The following is a 19662-nucleotide window of genomic DNA, read 5'->3' as shown; positions in this document are numbered from 1 at the left end:
CAAGCATTGATTGCCACGAGAAAAAGTAATCCAGGGGGATAAATTAATGGAGGTTTATGTAGGACGTCAACCTATATTTGATAGAAAGATGAATGTATTAGGATATGAACTATTATATCGTAGAAGTATCAACAATTTTTATGAAGGGACTGACGATAGTCAATCGACTGCAGCACTAATCAATAATGCATTTTTTGCTATGGAGCTTTATGAATTGACTAGTGGAACAAGGGCATTTATAAATTTTTCTAAAGAGATGATCTTAGGGGAGATCCCTTTATTATTACCTAAAGAAAAGATTGTTGTAGAGATATTAGAGAGGGCGGAAACTAGTGACAAGTTAATCAATGCATGTAAAAAGCTAAGGGAAAAAGGCTATATAATTGCTCTAGATGATTTTGTTTTTAATGAAATCGACCTGCCCCTTATAGAAATTGCTCATATTATTAAAGTAGAATTTAATAATGTAGATTATTCAAGGCAACATCAATTAATAAAGCAGTACAAGAATAGCGTTAAATTTTTAGCAGAAAAAGTAGAAACTAGAGAAGAATACGAATTAGCTTTAAATATGGGCTATGATTATTTCCAAGGATATTTTTTTGGTAAACCTATGGTTATGAAAGGTAGAGAAATAGATGGTCTAAATACAACTCTAATGAGGGTATTAAGTGAATTAAATCAGCAGGAACCAGAATATCAAAAAATCACAGAAATTATTGAGACAGATCTAGGTCTTTCATATAAAATGTTAAAGGGAGCTAATTCTATCTTTTTTGAATCAAAAAAACAAACATATTTTATCAAACATACATTAATCAGACTAGGTCTAGTTGAAGTCAAAAAATGGGTTTATCTAATGATGTTAAAGGATATTCAGGTTGTAGAAAATAAAGAGTTAATCAGAAATTGTCTAATAAGAGGAAAATTAATGGAGTTATTATCATCTGAGAAAGGTACGAAGAATAAACCTATAGAATATTTTTTGACAGGAATGTTTTCATCTATCGATGTTCTTCTTAATCGCAGTATGAATGAAATAGTAGAAGAACTACCCTTATCCATTGATGTTAAGGAGGCTTTATTGGGAGGAAACAACGAAATTAGACAATCCTTGCATATAGTACTTAATTGTGAGATGTTAAATTGGAGTATTACAGATATAAAAAGAGTCTTTCCTAACATAACCCAGAAAAAGTTTATGAGCATGTATATAGAAGCATTGAAATGGGTCTTACGATTAGATTATTGATGGATGATCTAGGTCCATCATTTAAAATAATAACCATTTGTATTTCAACAACAAGGAAGGTTTTCACAAACCTTCCCTTGTTTATATTTTCTCTGAACTCAACATATAGTGTTATGACTGTTATTAGGAAAAAGCATGTTACTCAAGTGTTTATCATCCCTATATAAACATTGATTCACAAGATGATTTTTTCTGAGCTTCTCGTATCAGTTTTTGGAAAATCAATCGAGAATTTTCATCATCTGGTAATAAATCTTCTGGATGAAATTGAAGTCCTATAAAGAAATTCTTATTAAGTGCTTCTATTCCTTCTATGATACCATCTTTGGAGTGTATAGATGCTTTGAATCCATAAGGAACAATATCTACAGCTTGTATGTGATAACTGTTGGTACTCCAATTTTCCTTTCCTATTATTTTATAGATGTAACTATCCTTTTCTACCATGGTCTCATGCCATATTTGATTTCCTGGAATATCTTGTTTATGTCCTTTTATGTTATCTTCGAATAATGTGCCTCCGAATACCTCAGCGATCATTTGATGTCCTCTGCAAATTCCTAACACTGGGATATCTCTTTCCCATGCTCCAAACATAAGTTTTTTTTCAAAATAATATCTTTTGGGTTGTTGGGACTGTAGAGTAGGATGATCATGAGGTAGAAACTTTTTCACATCGCCTCCTCCTGAAAAAACAATTCCATCTAATTTTCTTAGTATTCCTTCTACATCTTGATCTATATTATTTTCTGCCAGTTCTGGGGGGATTAATAAAGGAATACCTCCATTCTCGTAAATGGCTTTAATGTATGGTTTTCCTGCATAATAGTAACCACTTTCCTCGGATTTAGCCCATGTTTCTTCACTCCAGGCACAGGTTATGCCAATAACAGGTCTCATAATATCACTCCTCGTATGTAAATGCCAAGAACCATCTATGTTTATGGCACATATTATAATACCATTTTTTTAATGTGATAGATACAGCTGTGTTGGCAGCCTGGGAGTAATGGGAAATTAATTATTATTGTGTGTCCATATTTACATTTAAAAAGGATAAGCAGGGAATAAAGAGAACTATATTATAAAACAAACTATGGTATGATTAGGATTTGGTGGACCAATGGCTCATATTGCCGTGATGGATAAAAATAAGACATTCTATGTTTCAAAAGGGTAATAATTCGATATAATAGAATCATAGTTTTTCTAAGAAGAAGGTGTTTTTTATGAAAAGAGTTCCCATAAAACTACAAACAAAAATTACTGTGTTAGTGATTGTCATTGTGACGATTTCTATCTATACAACGATGTATTTTGCCACAAGGCAGATGGTTTCCAATATTCAAAGAGAAATGGATACCAATATAATGAACGTAGCCCAGGTGTTAGCCAATAGCGCCATTGTGATTGAGGGGATACGAACTGGAGATTACGAGGAAAGTGCCATACAACCCTTTGTTGAAAAAATATTGGCAACAACTGAACAAGTGGAAGTGATTGTGGTAGCCGATATGGAAGGGCTAAGATATGGTCACAATCTCCGTGAAAGGTTAGGACAAAGATTTGTGGGAGGAGATGAGTTGCGGGTACTTGAGCATGGTGACTCTTATCTTTCGGAAGCCACAGGAACATTAGGGAGGCAAATAAGAGCATTTGTACCTGTTTATGATCTTGATACCCATGAACAATTGGGATTTGTAATGACGGCAAACCTCACCCAAACAATTCGTGGCATCAGAAGGCAAAGAGTGATTACCATTATGCTTGTTTCTTCTATCGGACTATTTTTAGGCATTATTGGAGCCGTTTTATTGGCAAGGAATATTAAAAAAATTCTACTGGGACTGGAACCAGAGGAAATATCAAAGCTATATCTGGAAAAGCAGGGGATGTTAGATGCGATCCATGAGGGTATCATTGCAATTGATGAAAATCTACAGATTACATTGATAAATGATTCAGCTACAAAGCTTCTAGGAACACAAAATACAGATGTGATTGGTAAGAATGTATTGGATGTTTTTCCCACCAGTAGGTTACCTGAAGTCCTGCGTACTGGTATTGCTGAATATAATCGGGAACAGGTGATTAATAATACATTTATCATCACAAATCGCGTGCCCATCACAGACGGAGAAAAAATTGTAGGGGCGATATCTACATTTAGAGATAAGACCCTGATTACCCGGTTAGCCGAGGAGGTTACTGGTGTTAGATTAGTTGTTGACGCTTTACGGGCCAATACCCATGAATTTATGAATAAGCTTCATGTGATATTGGGACTAATGGAAATAGGGGAATTACAAGAGGCCAAAAGATTTATAGTGAATGTAAGAGAAAATCAGCAACAGATTATTAGCCTAGTGACAGAAAAAATAAAGGATCCTGCTATTATCGGCCTCTTGCTAGGAAAGGTTAGTCGCGCTAAGGAATTAGGCATCACCATGAATATTTCTGAGGATAGTTGTCTAGAAAAAAGAAAAGACATCATTAATAGTAACACCTTGATTACAATCATAGGAAATTTAATTGAAAACGCAATGGACGCTGTAAGTAATAGTCGGGAAGAGGACAAAACAATCGATATCAGTATAAGAGAGTCCCTGGAAAACATAAGGATTGAGGTTAAGGATGTAGGTGTGGGAATAGAAGAAAAAGATAGACCCTATATTTTTGATCGAGGCTTTTCAACAAAGGAAGGAAGTCGTGGAATAGGCTTAGCCCTTATAAAGGAAATGGTTGAAAATCTAGGGGGAAACATTACAGTTATAGATCATGTGGAAAAAGGAACAAAGTTTAGTATTATTCTTCCAAAGGGGGAGGAACTATGATAAATGTATTAATTGTTGAAGATGATCCAATGGTATTACAGTTAAATAAAAGATATGTTGAAAGTATTAATGGTTTTAAAGTGGTGGCCACAGCCACAGATGGGGAAAAAGCACTAGAGCTTCTGAAAACCAATCCAATAGAGTTAATCATCTTGGATGTCTATATGCCTAAACTAGATGGGATTGGTTTTTTAAAGGAGATGAGAAAACGATTCTTTAAAGCAGATGTTATTTTAGTGACAGCCTCTAAGGAAGCGGAAAGCATTGACGATGTGTTCAAGCTTGGGGCAGTAGATTATCTCATTAAGCCCTTTGAATATGAAAGACTCAAGAGTTCCTTAGAAAATTATCGTGGACGATATGAGCTGTTAAAGGGTAAAAATGTAATCCAACAGGAGGATCTAGATAGGATCACAAAGCAAAATAATAAAAGCCCAGAAAATAGACTCCAAAAAGGGCTTCATAAGCGCACACTTGAAAGAATCAGATGCTTTATGGAGCTAAATAAAGAGGCCTATTTTACAAGCGAAGAGGTAGCTGAAAAGATGAAGGTTTCAAGGGTAACCGTAAGAAAATACCTGGAATATCTAGTGGAAATTGATGAATTGCAACTAGAGATTGAATATGGTTCCATAGGGAGACCACGACATTTATATAAATATATAATCAGAAATGAACGCTGTTAAAAAAGTGTCAAATAATTTTTAATTTACTAAACATTTAGAATACTTTCTAAATGTTTATTTTTTTGCCGTTTCCCTGTATTCTTATTACAAATACAAAAGATTCAAAATATAAGGATAAGGATGATGTTTACATGAATTTACAAGAAGAGAGTTTAAAGCTTCATGAAGAAAAGGTAGGTAAAATCGAAGTCACATCAAAGGTTTCGGTAAAAAACCGTCATGACTTAAGTGTAGCTTATACCCCAGGAGTTGCGGAGCCCTGTAAAAGAATTAATGAGCATAAGGATAACGTTTACAAGTATACCTCTAAGGGGAATTTAGTGGCGGTTGTGACAGATGGGACCGCTGTACTGGGTCTGGGAGATATTGGACCTGAAGCAGCAATGCCAGTCATGGAGGGAAAGGCGATTTTGTTTAAAGAGTTTGCAAACGTGGATGCTTTTCCTATTTGTCTAGACACTAAGGATGTAGAAGAAATCGTAAGGACAGTAAAGCTAATGGCACCCACATTTGGAGGCATTAACCTAGAGGATATCGCAGCCCCTAGATGCTTTGAAATCGAAAAAAGACTTAAAGAAGAGCTGGACATTCCTGTATTTCATGATGACCAGCATGGAACTGCCATCGTAGTTGTGGCTGGATTAATTAATGCACTTAAGGTAGCAAACAAAAAGATGGAAGATGCCACCATTGTTGTGAATGGTGCGGGATCTGCCGGTGTAGCCATCACAAATATGCTGCTCAATATGAACCCAAAGGACATACTACTCTGTGATAGAGCAGGGATTTTATATCCAGGCGCACCTGAGAACAATAGTAGTAAGGAAGAAATGGCTAAAATAACAAATAAGAGTGTTCGAAAGGGTGATTTGAAAACCGCAATGACAAATGCTGATGTGTTTATAGGAGTATCAGCTGGCAATGTCGTTACGGAAGAAATGGTTAAAAGTATGAACAAAGACGCGATTATTTTTGCCATGGCAAACCCGATACCAGAGATTATGCCTGATGTAGCCACAAAAGCAGGTGCCAAGGTTGTTGGTTCAGGACGCTCAGACTTTCCAAATCAAGTAAATAATGTACTTGCTTTTCCAGGAATATTTAGAGGGGCATTGGATGTCAGAGCAACAGATATAAACGAAGAGATGAAGCTGGCAGCTGCCTATGGGATTGCCAGTATTATCGAGGAAAAAGACCTTACGGCTGAATACGTGATTCCAGATGCATTTGACCAAAGAGTTGTAGAAAAGGTTGCGGCTGCAGTAGCAAAAGCAGCTATAGAAAGTGGCGTTGCAAAAAAGTAAATTAAGGGGGAAAAGAAATGACCGGTAAAAATCAAGAAAAGCTTCAAACATCCAATGGAATACTTGACTACGAGATCATCGGATTTAAATTACCACTGTTCTTATTAATGGCAGGAGTCATGTTGCTAGCGATGCTAACAGATGCATTACCAGGAGGGATGATCGGTGGCTTTGCTTCTATGATTATTTTAGGGGCCATCTTCAATGAAATCGGAAACAATACACCAATTGTAAAGAGTTATTTAGGTGGAGGCGCCATCGTCATTATATTTGGTAGTTCAGCATTGGTATACTATAATATACTTCCTGAAAATACTGTAACCATTATGGATACATTTATGAGGGGTGGCGGATGGTTAAACTTTTATATCGCAGCTCTGATCACAGGAAGTATTTTAGGAATGAATAGAAAGCTTCTGATTAAAGCAGCAGCAAGATATTTACCAGCAATCATAGGTGGCGTTGTTGTAGCCATGGCCTTAACTGGAGTAGCTGGAGCTCTAATCGGCTTTGGAGCTAAAGATGCCATGTTATTTATTGCCTTACCTATCATGGGTGGGGGAATGGGTGCCGGTGCGGTTCCACTGTCTCAAATATTCGCTGGACCTATGAATTTGGAGCCAGAAAATGTTCTCTCTATTATGGTTCCCGCATTAGCAATGGGAAATGCCTTAGCTATTGTGGCAGCTGGCCTGCTAAACAAGCTTGGTAAAATAAGACCGGAGCTAACAGGAAATGGAGAACTACTAATTGATAAACAGAAAGATGAAGAGGATATAAAAGAAGTAGAAACACCTATAAACTACAAGCTAATGGGAATGGGCCTATTGATGGCCACTGTATTTTTTACTTGGGGGAACATACTAGGTAAATTTATACCAGCGGTTCATCCTTATGCATTGATGATTATATCTGTTGCAATCGTAAAAGCTTTCGGATTGATGCCTAGAAAATATGAAATAGGTGCAAGTCAATGGTTCCAGTTTATTATGACCTATACCACAGGAGCACTTTTAGTAGGAATTGGTGTTTCTTATACAAACCTAGGACAGATTATTGCAGCATTTACCATACAGTATCTTGTATTAGTTGCAGTAGCAGTATTTGGTGCCATAATCGGCTCAGGATTTGTGGGCAGATTAGTTGGATTTTACCCTATAGAAGCAGCCATAACTGCAGGATTATGTATGGCTAACATGGGTGGTACTGGAGACGTTGCAGTACTTTCAGCATCAGATAGAATGGAACTTATGCCATTTGCTCAGATTTCATCTCGGATTGGTGGGGCATTTATGCTAATCCTGGCGGGTATATTGATTAATTTATTCCTATGATAGAAAATCCTGTAGAGGACAGTAATCTAACAAATTTATAGCTTTAATAAAAACAAAGTAGTAGATAAAAGTAGTCATATATGACTACTTTTATCTATATGTTAATATCTAAAAAAGGAGGAATTGAAATGCATGCAATTGAAAAAGTATTGGCTAGGGCTTCTGGAAAAAGGGAAGTGAAGCCAGGAGAAATTATACAGGCAAAGATTGATTTGGCTGAAGTAAATGATTTATATCTACAAACGATTAAATCTTTTTATGAAATGAAGGGGACCAAGGTGTGGGACCCTGATAAAATCACATTTATATTAGACCATTATGCACCTGCTCCTAGCATCCAAGCTGCATCAAATCAAAAAGAGATGCGGGAGTTTTGTAAGGAACAGGGGATAAAGCATTTATTTGATGTGAATGAAGGGGTTTGTCATCAAGTGATGGTTGAGGAAGGATTGGTTTGGCCCGGCATGATATTAGTGGCCACGGACTCCCATACCACAACCCATGGCGCCTTTGGTGCTTTAGGAACCGGGGTAGGGGCTACGGATCTAGCAACGATTATGCTCACAGGAGAGCTATGGTTTAAGGTTCCGGAAGTCATTAAAATCGAGATTAATGGAAAATTAAAATCTGGGGTAATGGCAAAGGATGTTATCCTGCATATATTAAGCAAGCTGGGAACTGATGCAGCTGTTTACAAAGCCATAGAATATACTGGAGAGACTGTAGCGGAAATGAGTATAGCCGAGAGAATGGTAATATGCAATATGGCTGTTGAGATGGGAGCTAAAACCAGCTACATCCAACCCGATGAAAAGATCATAGCCTATGTGAAGGAAAGAACAGGTAAGACATTTGAAATCCTCAAAACCGATGATGATTATGAATATGCAGCGTCATACACCTTTAATGTAGAAGATTTGAAGCCCCAGGTTGCCCTACCCCATAGTGTTGATAATGGTGTAGATATAGATAAAATAAAAGAAGTAAAAGTAGATCAGGTTTTTATCGGAACCTGTACTGGTGGAAGATTAGAGGATATTGAAGTAGCCGCTAGGATCATCAAAAACAATAAAATTCATAGGGATACAAGATTGCTTGTAATACCTGCTTCAAAGGAAGTGTTAGAAAAAGCCATTGAAAAAGGGTATATGACCACCCTCATTAAGGCAGGAGCCACATTTACAAGCCCTGGTTGTGGGCCATGCTTAGGGACGCATCAAGGCCTATTGGCACCAGGAGAAGTCTGTGCCACGACATCTAGCCGTAATTTCCCCGGTAGAATGGGAAGTACAGAGGCGGATATTTATCTTGTTTCACCGGCTACAGCCGCTGCCATCGCCATCACTGGAAAAATAACGGATCCTAGAGGTTATATTGAAATGAGCGGAAAAGGGGGAGAGGCATAATGAAGGATTTGATTAAAGGCAAAGCCATTGTAGTAGGAAAAAACATTGACACAGATCAAATCTACCCAGGACGATATTTAGAACTTGTGGACCCCAATGACATTGCAAAGCATGCCATGGAGGGTGTGGATCCTAACTTTTATAAAAGATTTAACCCAGGAGATATCATTGTGGCAGATAAAAACTTTGGATGTGGTTCCAGTAGAGAACATGCGGTGATTACACTGAAAACAGCTGGTGTAGCCGCAGTGATCGCCCCTTCCTTTGCAAGAATATTTTATAGAAATGCCATTAATCTTGGTTTGCCTCTGATTACTTGCGCCAATATAACTGAATTTGTCAAAGAAGGAGAAGAATTAGAGGTTACATTAAGTACAGGCACCATAAAAAATAATACGGTTACTACAGAAATACAAGGAGATGAGCTACCTCCCTTTGTTTTAGAAATGATTTCCTACGGTGGGATTAAACAATATTATATTCATAAGCATGAAGAAAAGTAGAGTCTCCCCTACGGGGAGTTCTATTTTTCTAGGGTAAAACCAGGTTCATCAGGAAAGACCATATTCTGATTCATGTGTGAAAAAAAAAGGATTGAGGTGATCTATTTGGTGTTTTTTAGTATTGTATTTCCAGTATTTATGATTATAGGCCTAGGATATGTATTTGGGAGAAACAGTGAGATTGATATGAAAGCCCCCTCAAGATTAGCTATATATATATTTAATCCGGCGCTTTATTTCAATTCTATGATTACCGCAAGGGTAGAAAACGATGAATTTATTAAGGTGATTATTTATGCTGCACTTTTATTTATCAGTTGTACCGCAATTGTTTACATGGTGAATCATTTCTTATTAAAATATCCACAGAACATGAGAAGCCCTTTGCTATTAAGTACGGTTTTCCCCAACACTGGAAATTATGGATTGCCTATCGTCCTATTTGCCTTTGGAAATATTGGATTTGAACGAGCTGTGGTTTTTACGGTTTTTCAATCCTTTTTAATAAATTCTGCCGGTGTATATTTTGCCTCTAACAGTGAAAACAACATAAAGGATTCTTTAAAGAATATGCTGAAAATGCCAGGATTTATTGCCTTGATTGTTGCCATTTTAATGAAAAACTTTAATCTATTGCCTCCTGATTTTATGATGAAGCCTATTGAGTTGCTGGGTCAAGCGGCGATACCAACCCTATTAATTATTTTAGGGATACAGCTGAGTAAGGCAAAAATAGTATTTGATTGGAAGTTCATTACGACCTCTGTTATTTTACGGCTATTTATATACCCATTGATGGCATTCATATTGATACCGTTATTCTTTGATCTTCAGAGTGTCACTGGAAAGGTGCTGTTAGTTTTAGCAGCCACACCCTCGGCTGTATCAACAACTTTGTTTGCCATACAATTCAACGCAAAGCCTCAATTGGTTTCAACAATTACATTAATTACGACATTATTAAGTGTTGGCACCATATCAGTATTGTTGACCATCATTTTATAAATGAGATTTAATTCAGAGAAAGTTTTTACTCTCAGAATGATTCACTAATGTCGTATTTTTAGATGAAGTTGTACATGATTTAATTTTATGCTGACTTTTAGGAAAATATAAATGAAAAGGAAGGGGCGATAATGATGACTAGATTATTAGCTTATGTTAGATACTGTATCTATTTCATACCATTTATTATCTTTTTTGTAATTAATCTGTTCCAATCCATGGATTCAAATATGATATACGCTTTTTTTTTAACGTACATATTTTTGCTCTTTATATTTGACTTCTATTCAAGTAAAAATAAAGAGAAAAAGACAGTAAAAATAATACAAATAATTGAAGAAATGGCAAAGGGGAACTTATCTTCTAAACTTTCTATTGGGGCTGGTACCAAAAGAAACTTAAATAGAATTGAAGGGTATTTAACACAACTGAGTAATAGTTATTGTAACAGTAACTACGACATGAAAATGATTAATAAAAATCAAAGTACAATGTTGTTAAAGTACAAAGAAATCGCTTTGTTCTTTATTACTGATGTAACGGGTCAACAAATTTATAATTCCTTAGGAAAAAATTTAGCTAATAATGGTGAACGCAAGTATTTTCAAGAAGCAAAAAAAACTGGTAAATCTCAAATTTCTGATATTGTGATTTCAAAGATAACAGACAAGTTATCACTTGTAGTCGCCATACCCTATTTTCATAAAGGAGAGTTTAAGGGTATTTTTGGTGCGACTATCGATATGCAAGTAGTGAGTACACCAGAGGAAAAGTTAGGCAATGCCTTATTAGGTACTATGGAAAATCTAAAGGGATTAATTCATGAAGTTCAAAACTCTGCAGATCAAGTATCGGATTCTTCGGAAGAATTGTCAGCAGTTACACAACAATCGGCAGAAGCATCTGAAAGTGTGGCTAGTTCCTCTACTGAAGTAGTTAAAAGTGCTGAGGAACAGTTAAATGAAGTGTTAAGTGTGACAGCAGCTCAACAACAAATTGCGGCTAGTATAGAAGAAATTCTTAAAAATGCAGAAGAAATTAAACTTTTAGGTAAAAAATCAAATGAAAGTGCTTTATTGGGTAAAAGAGAAACCCAAAATGCAATGATGAGTATGGATAAGTTAGAAAAAAGTAGTAATAAAATGAATGTTTCTTTAAATCAAATTAATATGAGTTCGGCTAAAATGGATGAGATTGTTAAAACAATACAAAATATCGCTGACCAAACAAATTTGTTGGCCTTAAATGCAGCAATTGAGGCAGCCAGAGCAGGGGAAGCAGGTAAAGGTTTTGCTGTTGTAGCTGATGAGATAAGAAAACTAGCTGAAAACTCTAAAGAATCAACAATGGAAATTAAGAATTTGATTGAGGAAATACAAAGCAAACTTGCTGAAATCAATTATGTTATAAAGGAAAACAACGTTATTGTTGGAGAAGGTTCAAAAAATGTTAATAATGCTGGCAATTCATTAAATGATATCGTTGATTTCATTACTACTGTAAATCTTCAAGTTTCAACGATTACAGAAGCGATTAATGAAGTAGCTGAAGGAAGCCATGATGTATCGTTATCCACAAGTAAAATTGAGCAGAAAAGTAAAGATGTATCAGAGGAGATTCATAGTGTATCAGCGGCAACGGAAGAGCAGACTGCTTCTATGGAGGAAATTGCTTCTTCCATTCAAACATTAACTCAATTGGCGCAAGGTCTACAAATAACAATCAATCGATTTAGCATATAAGCAACATTGAGTTGCTTATCTATCATGAAAACTTCAAGTTTGGTATGATATACGTAAGGGTAATGTATTAAATAATAAGGGAGGGATTTTATGATGAAGATAGGGTTTATTGGATTAGGAGTGATGGGAAAACCCATGGCAAAGAATTTACTAAAGGCGGGATATCGGGTAACCATATTTGCCAACCGGAAGGAGGTTCAGCAAGAATTAGCAGAGGCAGGGGCTGAGGTAGGGAGTTCAGCAAAGGATGTAGCGCAAAAAACAGAGGTAATCATCACAATGCTACCTAACTCCCCTGATGTAAAGCAAGTCATACTTGGAAAAGATGGGGTCCTAGAAGGTGCTAGAGAAGGAATGATTATTATTGATATGAGTTCCATTGCCCCCTTGGCATCCCAAGAAATTGCTAAAAAGCTTAAAGAAAAGGGAGTAGAAATGCTTGATGCCCCTGTCAGTGGAGGAGAAGCGAAAGCCATTGATGGAACCCTTGCAATCATGCTGGGTGGACCTGAGGCAGTTTTTGAAAGAGTAAAGGATATTTTAGCTGTGATGGGCTCCTCTGTTGTGAGGGTCGGGGAGATCGGCAGTGGAAACGTTACGAAACTTGCTAATCAAATCATTGTGGCATTGAATATCGCTGCCATGTCAGAAGCGATGGTGCTTGCAACAAAAGCAGGTGTTGATCCTGAAAATGTCTTTCAGGCCATCGGAGGCGGATCAGCAGGCAGTTCTGTGTTAGATAAAAAGTTTCCACGGATTAAAGCCGGTGATTTTAAGCCGGGTTTTAGATTAGAATTGCATATCAAAGATCTTCTAAATGCCTTGGATACAGGTGATGAAATTGATGTACCCTTGCCTTTAACAAATCAAATATTCGAGATAATGCAAACACTGAAGGAAGAAGGCAAATCCAAAGAGGACCATACTGGAATTATTAAGTACTATGAGAAAATAGCAGGTGTTGAAGTTAGAGGGTAAAGAATAATATCACATTTATTGCTAGATCAATCTGGGAGATCTATGGTAAGATTAATGGAAGAGATAAAATCCCCCTAGGGTTTTAAGAGTTATGCAGTAGCAGATGCACAAAATATGATAGGCAGACATTTGATGCTAAAACAGGAAGAACAAATCATTGCAGTTGTTGACAATAGGACGGGACATTTATCGATGTAATCAAAAAAATAAAGGGGTAATTTTATGTATGAAGCAAAATTTCAAAAAATAAACTTACAAACAGCGGAAAAAGTAGAGGTTGAAGCATTTTTAGCACACTTTGATCTCACATTAGATAAAGATGTAGAATATACACTTGTTGCCAGGATTCAAGATAGGATTGTTGGAACATGTTCTTTTGCAGGAAATGTAATTAAATCATTTGCATTAAAAGAAGCACTACAAGGAGAAGGAATTGCATCAAAATTAATCACTCATATTACAAATGAAATGTTTGATAGAGGAATATACCAAACATTCATTTTTACAAAACCTTCCAATAGACACTTGTTTGAAGGCTTCGGTTATCATGAAATATATGCTACCAATGATGTTATTTTACTTGAGTCTGGTTTAGTTAATATAGAGAAATATATCAAAAATATGTTTAATAAATCTCAATTAGGAAATGAAGAGAAAGCTGCTATCGTCATGAATTGCAACCCATTTACCCTAGGTCATCAAAATTTGATAGAAATAGCTTCTAAGGAAAATAAATCTGTTGTTGTCTTTATTGTAGAAGAAGATCGCTCTTTATTTCCTTTTAATGTGAGATATAATCTAGTTAAAGAGGGAACAAAACATCTTAGAAATGTCCACGTATTACCAGGAGGAAACTATATTATATCTGCAAACACATTTCCATCATATTTTATCAAGGAAGATGAAAAGAAAGACAAAGCTTTTAAAGAATTAGATGCAGGTATTTTTGGTAAATATATAGCCCCTGCTTTTAACATTAAGAGTAGATATGTGGGGACAGAGCCATTTTGTGCGACTACAGATGGATACAACAAAGCTTTACTAGAGGTATTACCTAATTTTGGAGTGGCGTTAAAAATACTTAAGCGTTTTGATATTGATGAACGGGCCATAAGTGCTTCCGCGGTAAGGGCTCTTATTAAGAATGATGACTGGGGGCAAATAGAAAAATTGGTACCTGAAACGACCTTGACATTTTTGAGATCCCCCCAGGCTGAAAAAATCATTGATATAATAAAAACAAGTGAGACAAGGCATTGATTGATAAAGAATTGAATTGAGAGACTTCTTAGGATTTCCTCCAGAGGCATACTCTGGGAAGGTGGATTTTCCTTACTTTGATGAAGCCCACTACATCGCCTTACTGAAATCAACACTTTGTGTTGGTTTTTTTTATTACAATCTTCAAAATCCTTTGAATAGGTCTGTGGTTTGAATTTTAGAATGTGCTATACCGCGTAAAGTGAGAGAAATGAAATTAAATGACGAAAGTACACCCTTTACAAATTCGGTAATATTGTTTATACTTAAAATTATAATCAGGCTATATGGGGAGGCGTGGACGTGACAGCAACAGAAGAAGATGAGTTTAAAAAATCAAACGATCTAAGTGAATGGATGGCGACAAAAATACTGTTGAAAAATCCCTTCACAGTTATGGAGTTAAAATTATTTACATGTGTTTTATCGATGATACGCAAGGATGATGATTTAAAAGAGTATGAGATATCGATTTCACAGTTTATGAAAATGCCTGGAACCACAAGTAAAAACGTCTACGATCAGATACAGCAGGCAGGAGAAAGACTCATGCAAAAAATCGTCACAATTCAAAGAGGTGACAGACGGATCCGTGTTGCATTGATGTCATCTGTGGAAACAAAAATGGGTGGTGGAACTGTAAAAGTATCTTTTGATCCAAAGATAAAGCCAGAGTTGATCACGCTACAGGAAAAATATACAGAGTACACACTTGGGAATATTATGGCTCTTAGATCAACCCATACAATCAGACTCTATGAGTTATTCAAACAATGTTTACCAGATGGCGAGAGAACCCTAACAGTTGACGAAATAAAAAGTCATCTAACAATTGCCCCTGATTCTTACAAAAGAACAAACGATTTAAAGGAAAAGGTTGTTGACAAATCCCTGGAAGAGATAGGAGAGTTGACAGACATAGTGGTCAATATAAAACACGCAAATCGAGAGGGAAGAAAAATAATCGGGTGGACCTTTGTCATCGGATCCAATAAAAATGCGGATAATAGTTTCTCATAAATAGATCCGTAAGGAGTCAAAAGGAAATGTCTATTGGATTTTACTTAAATATATAAAGTTCCAAATTTTGATAGAGGGAGGAATAGGGATGAATGTTACGGTTATGGGTGCAGGTAATTCGGGTCTTGCAATGGCTACACACCTAAGCAAAGAAGGCAATCATGTGACACTATGGAATCGTTCAAAAGAAACCATCGGAAAATTACTGGAGACACATGTGATTTACTGTAAAGGTGTCATAGATGGTGAAGTTAAAATCCATTTAGTGACCGATGACATTGGAAAGGCTGTTGAAAATCCAGATGTCATTTTAATCACGACCCCAGCTAATTCACATAAGGAAATGGCTGAACAAATTGCTATGCACATCAAAAAAGAAACTTTGATTGTATTAAATCCTGGAAGAACATTTGGCGCATTAGAGTTTCAAGAAAACTATGAGAAGTATAACCAGACCTTTAAGCAAACCATCGCTGAGACACAAACCATTATCTATACTTGTAGAAAAACAAAGGAAGACGCAGTGAACATCATTGCACTGAAGTCAGATGTATTGATTTCGACTTTTGATGCAAAGGAGAACGAAAAAATTATTTTAAGACTACCAGAGTGTCTTCAAAAATACTTTATTCCAGCAAGATCTATGATTGAAACCTCTATTGGAAATGTAGGTATGATCCTACACTGTGCCCCATTACTATTAAATACTGGTTGGACAGAAAATGAAAGCAATATATATAAATACTATTATGATGGCATCACACCATCTGTGGGAAGACTAATTGAAAAGATAGATCAAGAAAGGGTATTGGTTTCAAAAGAGTTAGGATTAGAAGTTGAAACCACCCAGGAATGGATGAAAAGAACGTACCACGTACAAGGACAAAGTCTATATGAGTGCATTCAAAACAATGAGATATATAAGTCAATTCTTGCCCCTGGCTCAATAAATCACAGATATATTTTTGAAGATGTCCCTTGTGGCCTTGTGCCATTAGAGGCGACGGGGAAGAAATTAGGGCTAGAAATGAAAAATACAAGCCTTATTATTGACTTAGCATCTAGTCTAACCGATGTTAATTTTAGGAAGACGGGTAGGAATCTCAGTTCCCGTTTGGATGTTAGTCAGAATAATGATTTTAGGGACTTGTTTCAGAGGAGGAATGAATAATGTTTGCACTAGATACAGATATATTTGCTTTTGTAAAACCGTCTCTCGATGCCCATACACTAGGTATCAATTCAGCCGCTGAGCTTTTGCGTGACTGTGGTTATGAAGTCATTATTGGGGATGAAGTCATTGCAAAAGCCATGAATGATTTTAAATATGAAGTGAATCAAAAAATTGTGTTAGATTGGATTAAATGCAATAAAATTAGTCGAATAGGCCTGAGCTATAGATTAGATCAAGATGAAGCGGTTAATATGGTAGGACATTTTATGAATGAGCTTCAAAGCAGTAACTTTTTATCCTATCAAGGGGGCCCAATTAAAGCTGTATTTTTTGGGGGTCTTCCTAAAGCATCGGAAATCATTGATAAAGAACAAAAAGGATTTGTCAAAACCTTTAAAGGTGGAGAATCAGTTCGTCAATCACTAGCAAAAATGGATGTTCCAGAAGAACGAATTCCAAAGGACATTATGGAAGGCAGTTTATATGATGATCTGCGCATGGAGTTTGGTAAAGATGTTATCAACGCCCAGGCCTATGATGGTTTTATGCCCGTGGATAAATCCGGTTATGTGGACTATGGGACAAAGAATGACTCGGTGATGAAAAGAATTGACAACAATATGAAAACGGCGTCCACCCCTCTTATGAGAGCACATGTAGGACCTTATTCCTCATCTGTTGATAGACTTGATTCTGTGAAAGAATTTATATCTTGGGCGAAATATTTGGCTGATACAAAATACTTGGACATTTTATCAATCGGAAGCTCACAATTAACCCAATCAAATTTTGGTGAAGACTGGGAAGACAAGGCAAATGGAGGTGGGGTTCCCGTAAACTCACCAGAAGAATATAGAATGATTGTAGAAGCAGCTAAACCTCTTTTGGTAAGAACCTATGCAGGAACAAAAAACATACCCCAATTGGCTGAGATGCATGAAAAAAATCTGAATATATGTTGGCACGCTTTGTCCTTGTGGTGGTTTAATAAGGTAGATGAGAGAGGTCCCTATGATTTATATACAAATTTAAATCAACATATCGAGACACTTAAATACATTGCAAAAACAGGTAAACCATTTGAACCAAATGTACCACATCATTTTGCTTTTAGGGGAGCAGATGATGTCACTTATATCGTTTCAGCATATCTATCTGCAAAGCTTGCAAAAAAAATGGGGGTAAAAACACTTATCCTGCAAAATATGCTAAACACACCTAGATTCACATGGGGAATTCAAGATCTAGCTAAATCCAGGGCCATGCTTGCCTTAGTTAAGGGACTAGAAGACCAGAACTTTAGAGTTGTATTGCAACCTAGGGCTGGGTTAGACTATTTCAAGCCTGATCTAAATGAAGCTAAAATGCAATTAGCAGCCGTAGCAGCCTTGATGGATGATATCGATCCTCATAATGAAACAAGCCCGCCTATGATTCATGTGGTAAGTTACTCAGAAGCATCCCATTTAGCAACACCAGACATTATTAATGAAAGTATTAAGATTACCCAATATTCACTACAGAAATACCGGGAATTAAGAAGACAAGGGAAAGTAGAAGACATGAGTAAAAATATAGATATTCAAGGACGAGTATTAGAACTTTTAGATTCTGCAAAAACAATGATATCCGGTATTGAAAAACACATCAAAAATCCATATTCGCCAGAGGGCTTTTATAAAATCTTTGCTGCTGGATTTCTGCCAGCCCCTTATTTATGGGGAGAGGTTGAAGAGTTTAAACATGTGAGAGCTTGGAAGACAAAGCCTATAAAGGGTGGCGTTAAAATTGTAGACGAAGCTAATAATCCAGTAAAAGCGGATAAAGTGGTTGATTATGCAAGCAAAAATGTAAAAGAAGTAGAATATATAGTCAAGCAGAAAATGTTGGCTGAGCATAAATACTAGTTTTAGAAACGAAGTAACTCCCAAGGGAGAATTGTGTAATGTTTAAAAAATGAGGAGAGATTTTGATGTATAACAAAGTAGGGTTAATATTCGACGGTCCAAACACGGAAACCAACAATATAGAGGCTATATATGCTGACCAACAAAAGAAAGATACCATGGAGCAAATTTTTAGAATTCTAAGCAAAAAACATAATACAGTGAAGATTCAGGTTGATGAAAAAATATCTGAAAATTTAGTCAAAAGTGATGTTGATATTGTTTTTAATCTAAGTACAGGGGTGAGAGGTGAAAGCCGACAATCACAAATACCTGCTCTCTTAGAAATGCTTGGCATCCCCTATGTGGGCTCCGGTATTTTGGCCCATAGTCTGGCATTAAATAAAGCCATGGCAAAGAAAATTTTTCAATACCATGGTGTTCCCACACCGGCTTTTCAAGTTTTCCAAACCGGAGAAGAAAAGTTAGACTCCAATTTAAAGTTTCCATTGATCGCCAAACCTGCCTGCGAGGGGTCGGGATTTGGTATTCATGTAGATAGTGTGGTGTACGATGAGCAGGGTTTAATGAAAAAGGTATCGGAATTGTTGCGGCAATATGAACCTCCAGTTTTGGTGGAAGAGTTTATCGAAGGCAGAGAATTCACTGTGGGTGTAATCGGTAATGGAGAAAGTAAAAGGATTTTACCCATTATGGAGATTGATTTTGAAGATATACCAGAAGAACATGGTAAATTTTATACATTTGAAGTGAAAAACAACTTTGGTGATCAGACAAAATATCATTGTCCGGCATCCATCAGTATGGCATTGGAAAAATCAATCATGGAGAATGTTTCAAAGGCATTTGATGTACTAGGGTGTAAGGATATTGCTAGGGTAGATGTTCTTGTTAAAAATGAGCGCCCATATATTCTTGAAATTAACAGTTTGCCAGGGCTAAAACACTTGCATAGTGATCTGCCTAAAATGGCGGTGGTGGCAGGATTGTCCTATAAGGAACTGATCATGGAAATACTGGAAGTAGCTGTTGAACGACAAATCGACAGCGTGGCTAAATTCAAGGCCAAAATTATCAACTTTTAGTTGAAATCCCACTATCTTAGTAGATGAAAATGACTGGACTCCCTTTGAATGGGGGTCACTTTTATATAAAAATATAGATTGTGTGTTTCAACTGAATCTCCATAGGATAAAGGGTATAAATAAGAAATGGTGCCAATATTTACAAAATTCATGAAATATACTATGATAATAG

The 19662-nt window shown here is 36.4% G+C and carries 16 protein-coding genes; 15 read left to right on the top strand and 1 reads right to left on the bottom strand.

Annotated elements, in window-relative coordinates; all coding sequences use genetic code 11:
- Positions 1-46 precede the first annotated feature (46 nt).
- Complete coding sequence (locus tag AMET_RS14635; RefSeq protein WP_012064087.1) at positions 47-1252, top strand: EAL and HDOD domain-containing protein; 1206 nt, start codon at positions 47-49, stop codon at positions 1250-1252.
- A gap of 159 nt (positions 1253-1411) precedes the next feature.
- On the opposite strand, the gene AMET_RS14630 is transcribed toward AMET_RS14635, so the two are convergent.
- The gene (locus AMET_RS14630; protein WP_012064086.1) at positions 1412-2152 is read right to left on the bottom strand and encodes a gamma-glutamyl-gamma-aminobutyrate hydrolase family protein; all 741 of its coding nucleotides are present in this window, start codon (positions 2150-2152) and stop codon (positions 1412-1414) included.
- 329 nt (positions 2153-2481) lie between these two features.
- Between AMET_RS14630 and AMET_RS14625 the strand changes: the two genes are divergently transcribed.
- The 14 genes from AMET_RS14625 to AMET_RS14560 all read left to right on the top strand — a co-directional run bounded on the left by AMET_RS14625 (position 2482) and on the right by AMET_RS14560 (position 19490).
- The gene (locus AMET_RS14625) at positions 2482-4086 is read left to right on the top strand and encodes an ATP-binding protein (protein WP_012064085.1); all 1605 of its coding nucleotides are present in this window, start codon (positions 2482-2484) and stop codon (positions 4084-4086) included.
- Positions 4083-4772 carry a response regulator gene (locus AMET_RS14620; protein WP_012064084.1) on the top strand — a complete coding sequence of 230 codons (690 nt, stop codon included), beginning with the start codon at positions 4083-4085 and terminating at the stop codon, positions 4770-4772. Before AMET_RS14625 ends, AMET_RS14620 begins: the two co-directional genes overlap by 4 nt.
- Positions 4773-4903: 131 nt before the next feature.
- The gene (locus AMET_RS14615) at positions 4904-6076 is read left to right on the top strand and encodes an NAD(P)-dependent malic enzyme (protein WP_041720864.1); all 1173 of its coding nucleotides are present in this window, start codon (positions 4904-4906) and stop codon (positions 6074-6076) included.
- Between the two features lie 17 nt (positions 6077-6093).
- A complete protein-coding gene (locus tag AMET_RS14610; protein ID WP_012064082.1) occupies positions 6094-7410 on the top strand; it encodes a 2-hydroxycarboxylate transporter family protein in 1317 nt (438 codons plus the stop codon).
- A 128-nt stretch (positions 7411-7538) separates the two neighbouring features.
- Positions 7539-8816, top strand: coding sequence for a 3-isopropylmalate dehydratase large subunit (locus tag AMET_RS14605; RefSeq protein WP_012064081.1), 1278 nt, complete (start codon positions 7539-7541; stop codon positions 8814-8816).
- Positions 8816-9319, top strand: coding sequence for a 3-isopropylmalate dehydratase small subunit (locus AMET_RS14600; RefSeq protein ID WP_012064080.1), 504 nt, complete (start codon positions 8816-8818; stop codon positions 9317-9319). The genes AMET_RS14605 and AMET_RS14600 overlap by 1 nt, the downstream gene beginning before the upstream one ends.
- Positions 9320-9427: 108 nt before the next feature.
- On the top strand, positions 9428-10324 hold the full coding sequence (locus tag AMET_RS14595; RefSeq protein WP_012064079.1) for an AEC family transporter: 897 nt from the start codon (positions 9428-9430) through the stop codon (positions 10322-10324).
- Positions 10325-10455: 131 nt separating this feature from the next.
- Positions 10456-12066 (top strand): methyl-accepting chemotaxis protein, encoded by a 1611-nt coding sequence (locus AMET_RS24410; protein ID WP_012064078.1) that lies wholly within the window; start codon positions 10456-10458, stop codon positions 12064-12066.
- Positions 12067-12156: 90 nt separating this feature from the next.
- Positions 12157-13044, top strand: coding sequence for a 2-hydroxy-3-oxopropionate reductase (garR, locus tag AMET_RS14585; RefSeq protein ID WP_012064077.1), 888 nt, complete (start codon positions 12157-12159; stop codon positions 13042-13044).
- Between the two features lie 222 nt (positions 13045-13266).
- A complete protein-coding gene (gene citC / locus AMET_RS14580; protein ID WP_012064076.1) occupies positions 13267-14304 on the top strand; it encodes a [citrate (pro-3S)-lyase] ligase in 1038 nt (345 codons plus the stop codon).
- A gap of 303 nt (positions 14305-14607) precedes the next feature.
- A complete protein-coding gene (locus AMET_RS14575) occupies positions 14608-15324 on the top strand; it encodes a replication initiation protein (protein WP_041720860.1) in 717 nt (238 codons plus the stop codon).
- An 88-nt stretch (positions 15325-15412) separates the two neighbouring features.
- On the top strand, positions 15413-16495 hold the full coding sequence (locus AMET_RS14570; RefSeq protein WP_012064074.1) for an NAD/NADP-dependent octopine/nopaline dehydrogenase family protein: 1083 nt from the start codon (positions 15413-15415) through the stop codon (positions 16493-16495).
- The gene (locus AMET_RS14565; RefSeq protein WP_012064073.1) at positions 16495-18405 is read left to right on the top strand and encodes a cobalamin-binding protein; all 1911 of its coding nucleotides are present in this window, start codon (positions 16495-16497) and stop codon (positions 18403-18405) included. Before AMET_RS14570 ends, AMET_RS14565 begins: the two co-directional genes overlap by 1 nt.
- A gap of 65 nt (positions 18406-18470) precedes the next feature.
- Positions 18471-19490 (top strand): D-alanine--D-alanine ligase family protein, encoded by a 1020-nt coding sequence (locus AMET_RS14560; RefSeq protein ID WP_012064072.1) that lies wholly within the window; start codon positions 18471-18473, stop codon positions 19488-19490.
- Positions 19491-19662: the final 172 nt, after the last annotated feature.

The organism is Alkaliphilus metalliredigens QYMF (genome assembly GCF_000016985.1).
Taxonomy (GTDB): domain Bacteria; phylum Bacillota; class Clostridia; order Peptostreptococcales; family Natronincolaceae; genus Alkaliphilus_A; species Alkaliphilus_A metalliredigens.
The sequence above is the reverse complement of the archived record's forward strand: the minus strand, read 5'-3'. Positions and strand labels throughout refer to the sequence as shown.

What these genes read in the sequence shown, in the direction of transcription:
- AMET_RS14600 (WP_012064080.1), top strand. Translation starts at nt 8,816, where the DNA reads ATGAAGGATTTGATTAAAGGCAAAGCCATTGTAGTAGGAAAAAACATT.
- AMET_RS14620 (WP_012064084.1), top strand. Translation starts at nt 4,083, where the DNA reads ATGATAAATGTATTAATTGTTGAAGATGATCCAATGGTATTACAGTTA.
- AMET_RS14630 (WP_012064086.1), bottom strand. Translation starts at nt 2,152, where the DNA reads ATGAGACCTGTTATTGGCATAACCTGTGCCTGGAGTGAAGAAACATGG.
- AMET_RS14605 (WP_012064081.1), top strand. Translation starts at nt 7,539, where the DNA reads ATGCATGCAATTGAAAAAGTATTGGCTAGGGCTTCTGGAAAAAGGGAA.
- AMET_RS14625 (WP_012064085.1), top strand. Translation starts at nt 2,482, where the DNA reads ATGAAAAGAGTTCCCATAAAACTACAAACAAAAATTACTGTGTTAGTG.
- AMET_RS14635 (WP_012064087.1), top strand. Translation starts at nt 47, where the DNA reads ATGGAGGTTTATGTAGGACGTCAACCTATATTTGATAGAAAGATGAAT.
- garR (WP_012064077.1), top strand. Translation starts at nt 12,157, where the DNA reads ATGATGAAGATAGGGTTTATTGGATTAGGAGTGATGGGAAAACCCATG.
- AMET_RS14560 (WP_012064072.1), top strand. Translation starts at nt 18,471, where the DNA reads ATGTATAACAAAGTAGGGTTAATATTCGACGGTCCAAACACGGAAACC.
- AMET_RS24410 (WP_012064078.1), top strand. Translation starts at nt 10,456, where the DNA reads ATGATGACTAGATTATTAGCTTATGTTAGATACTGTATCTATTTCATA.
- AMET_RS14565 (WP_012064073.1), top strand. Translation starts at nt 16,495, where the DNA reads ATGTTTGCACTAGATACAGATATATTTGCTTTTGTAAAACCGTCTCTC.
- citC (WP_012064076.1), top strand. Translation starts at nt 13,267, where the DNA reads ATGTATGAAGCAAAATTTCAAAAAATAAACTTACAAACAGCGGAAAAA.
- AMET_RS14610 (WP_012064082.1), top strand. Translation starts at nt 6,094, where the DNA reads ATGACCGGTAAAAATCAAGAAAAGCTTCAAACATCCAATGGAATACTT.
- AMET_RS14570 (WP_012064074.1), top strand. Translation starts at nt 15,413, where the DNA reads ATGAATGTTACGGTTATGGGTGCAGGTAATTCGGGTCTTGCAATGGCT.
- AMET_RS14615 (WP_041720864.1), top strand. Translation starts at nt 4,904, where the DNA reads ATGAATTTACAAGAAGAGAGTTTAAAGCTTCATGAAGAAAAGGTAGGT.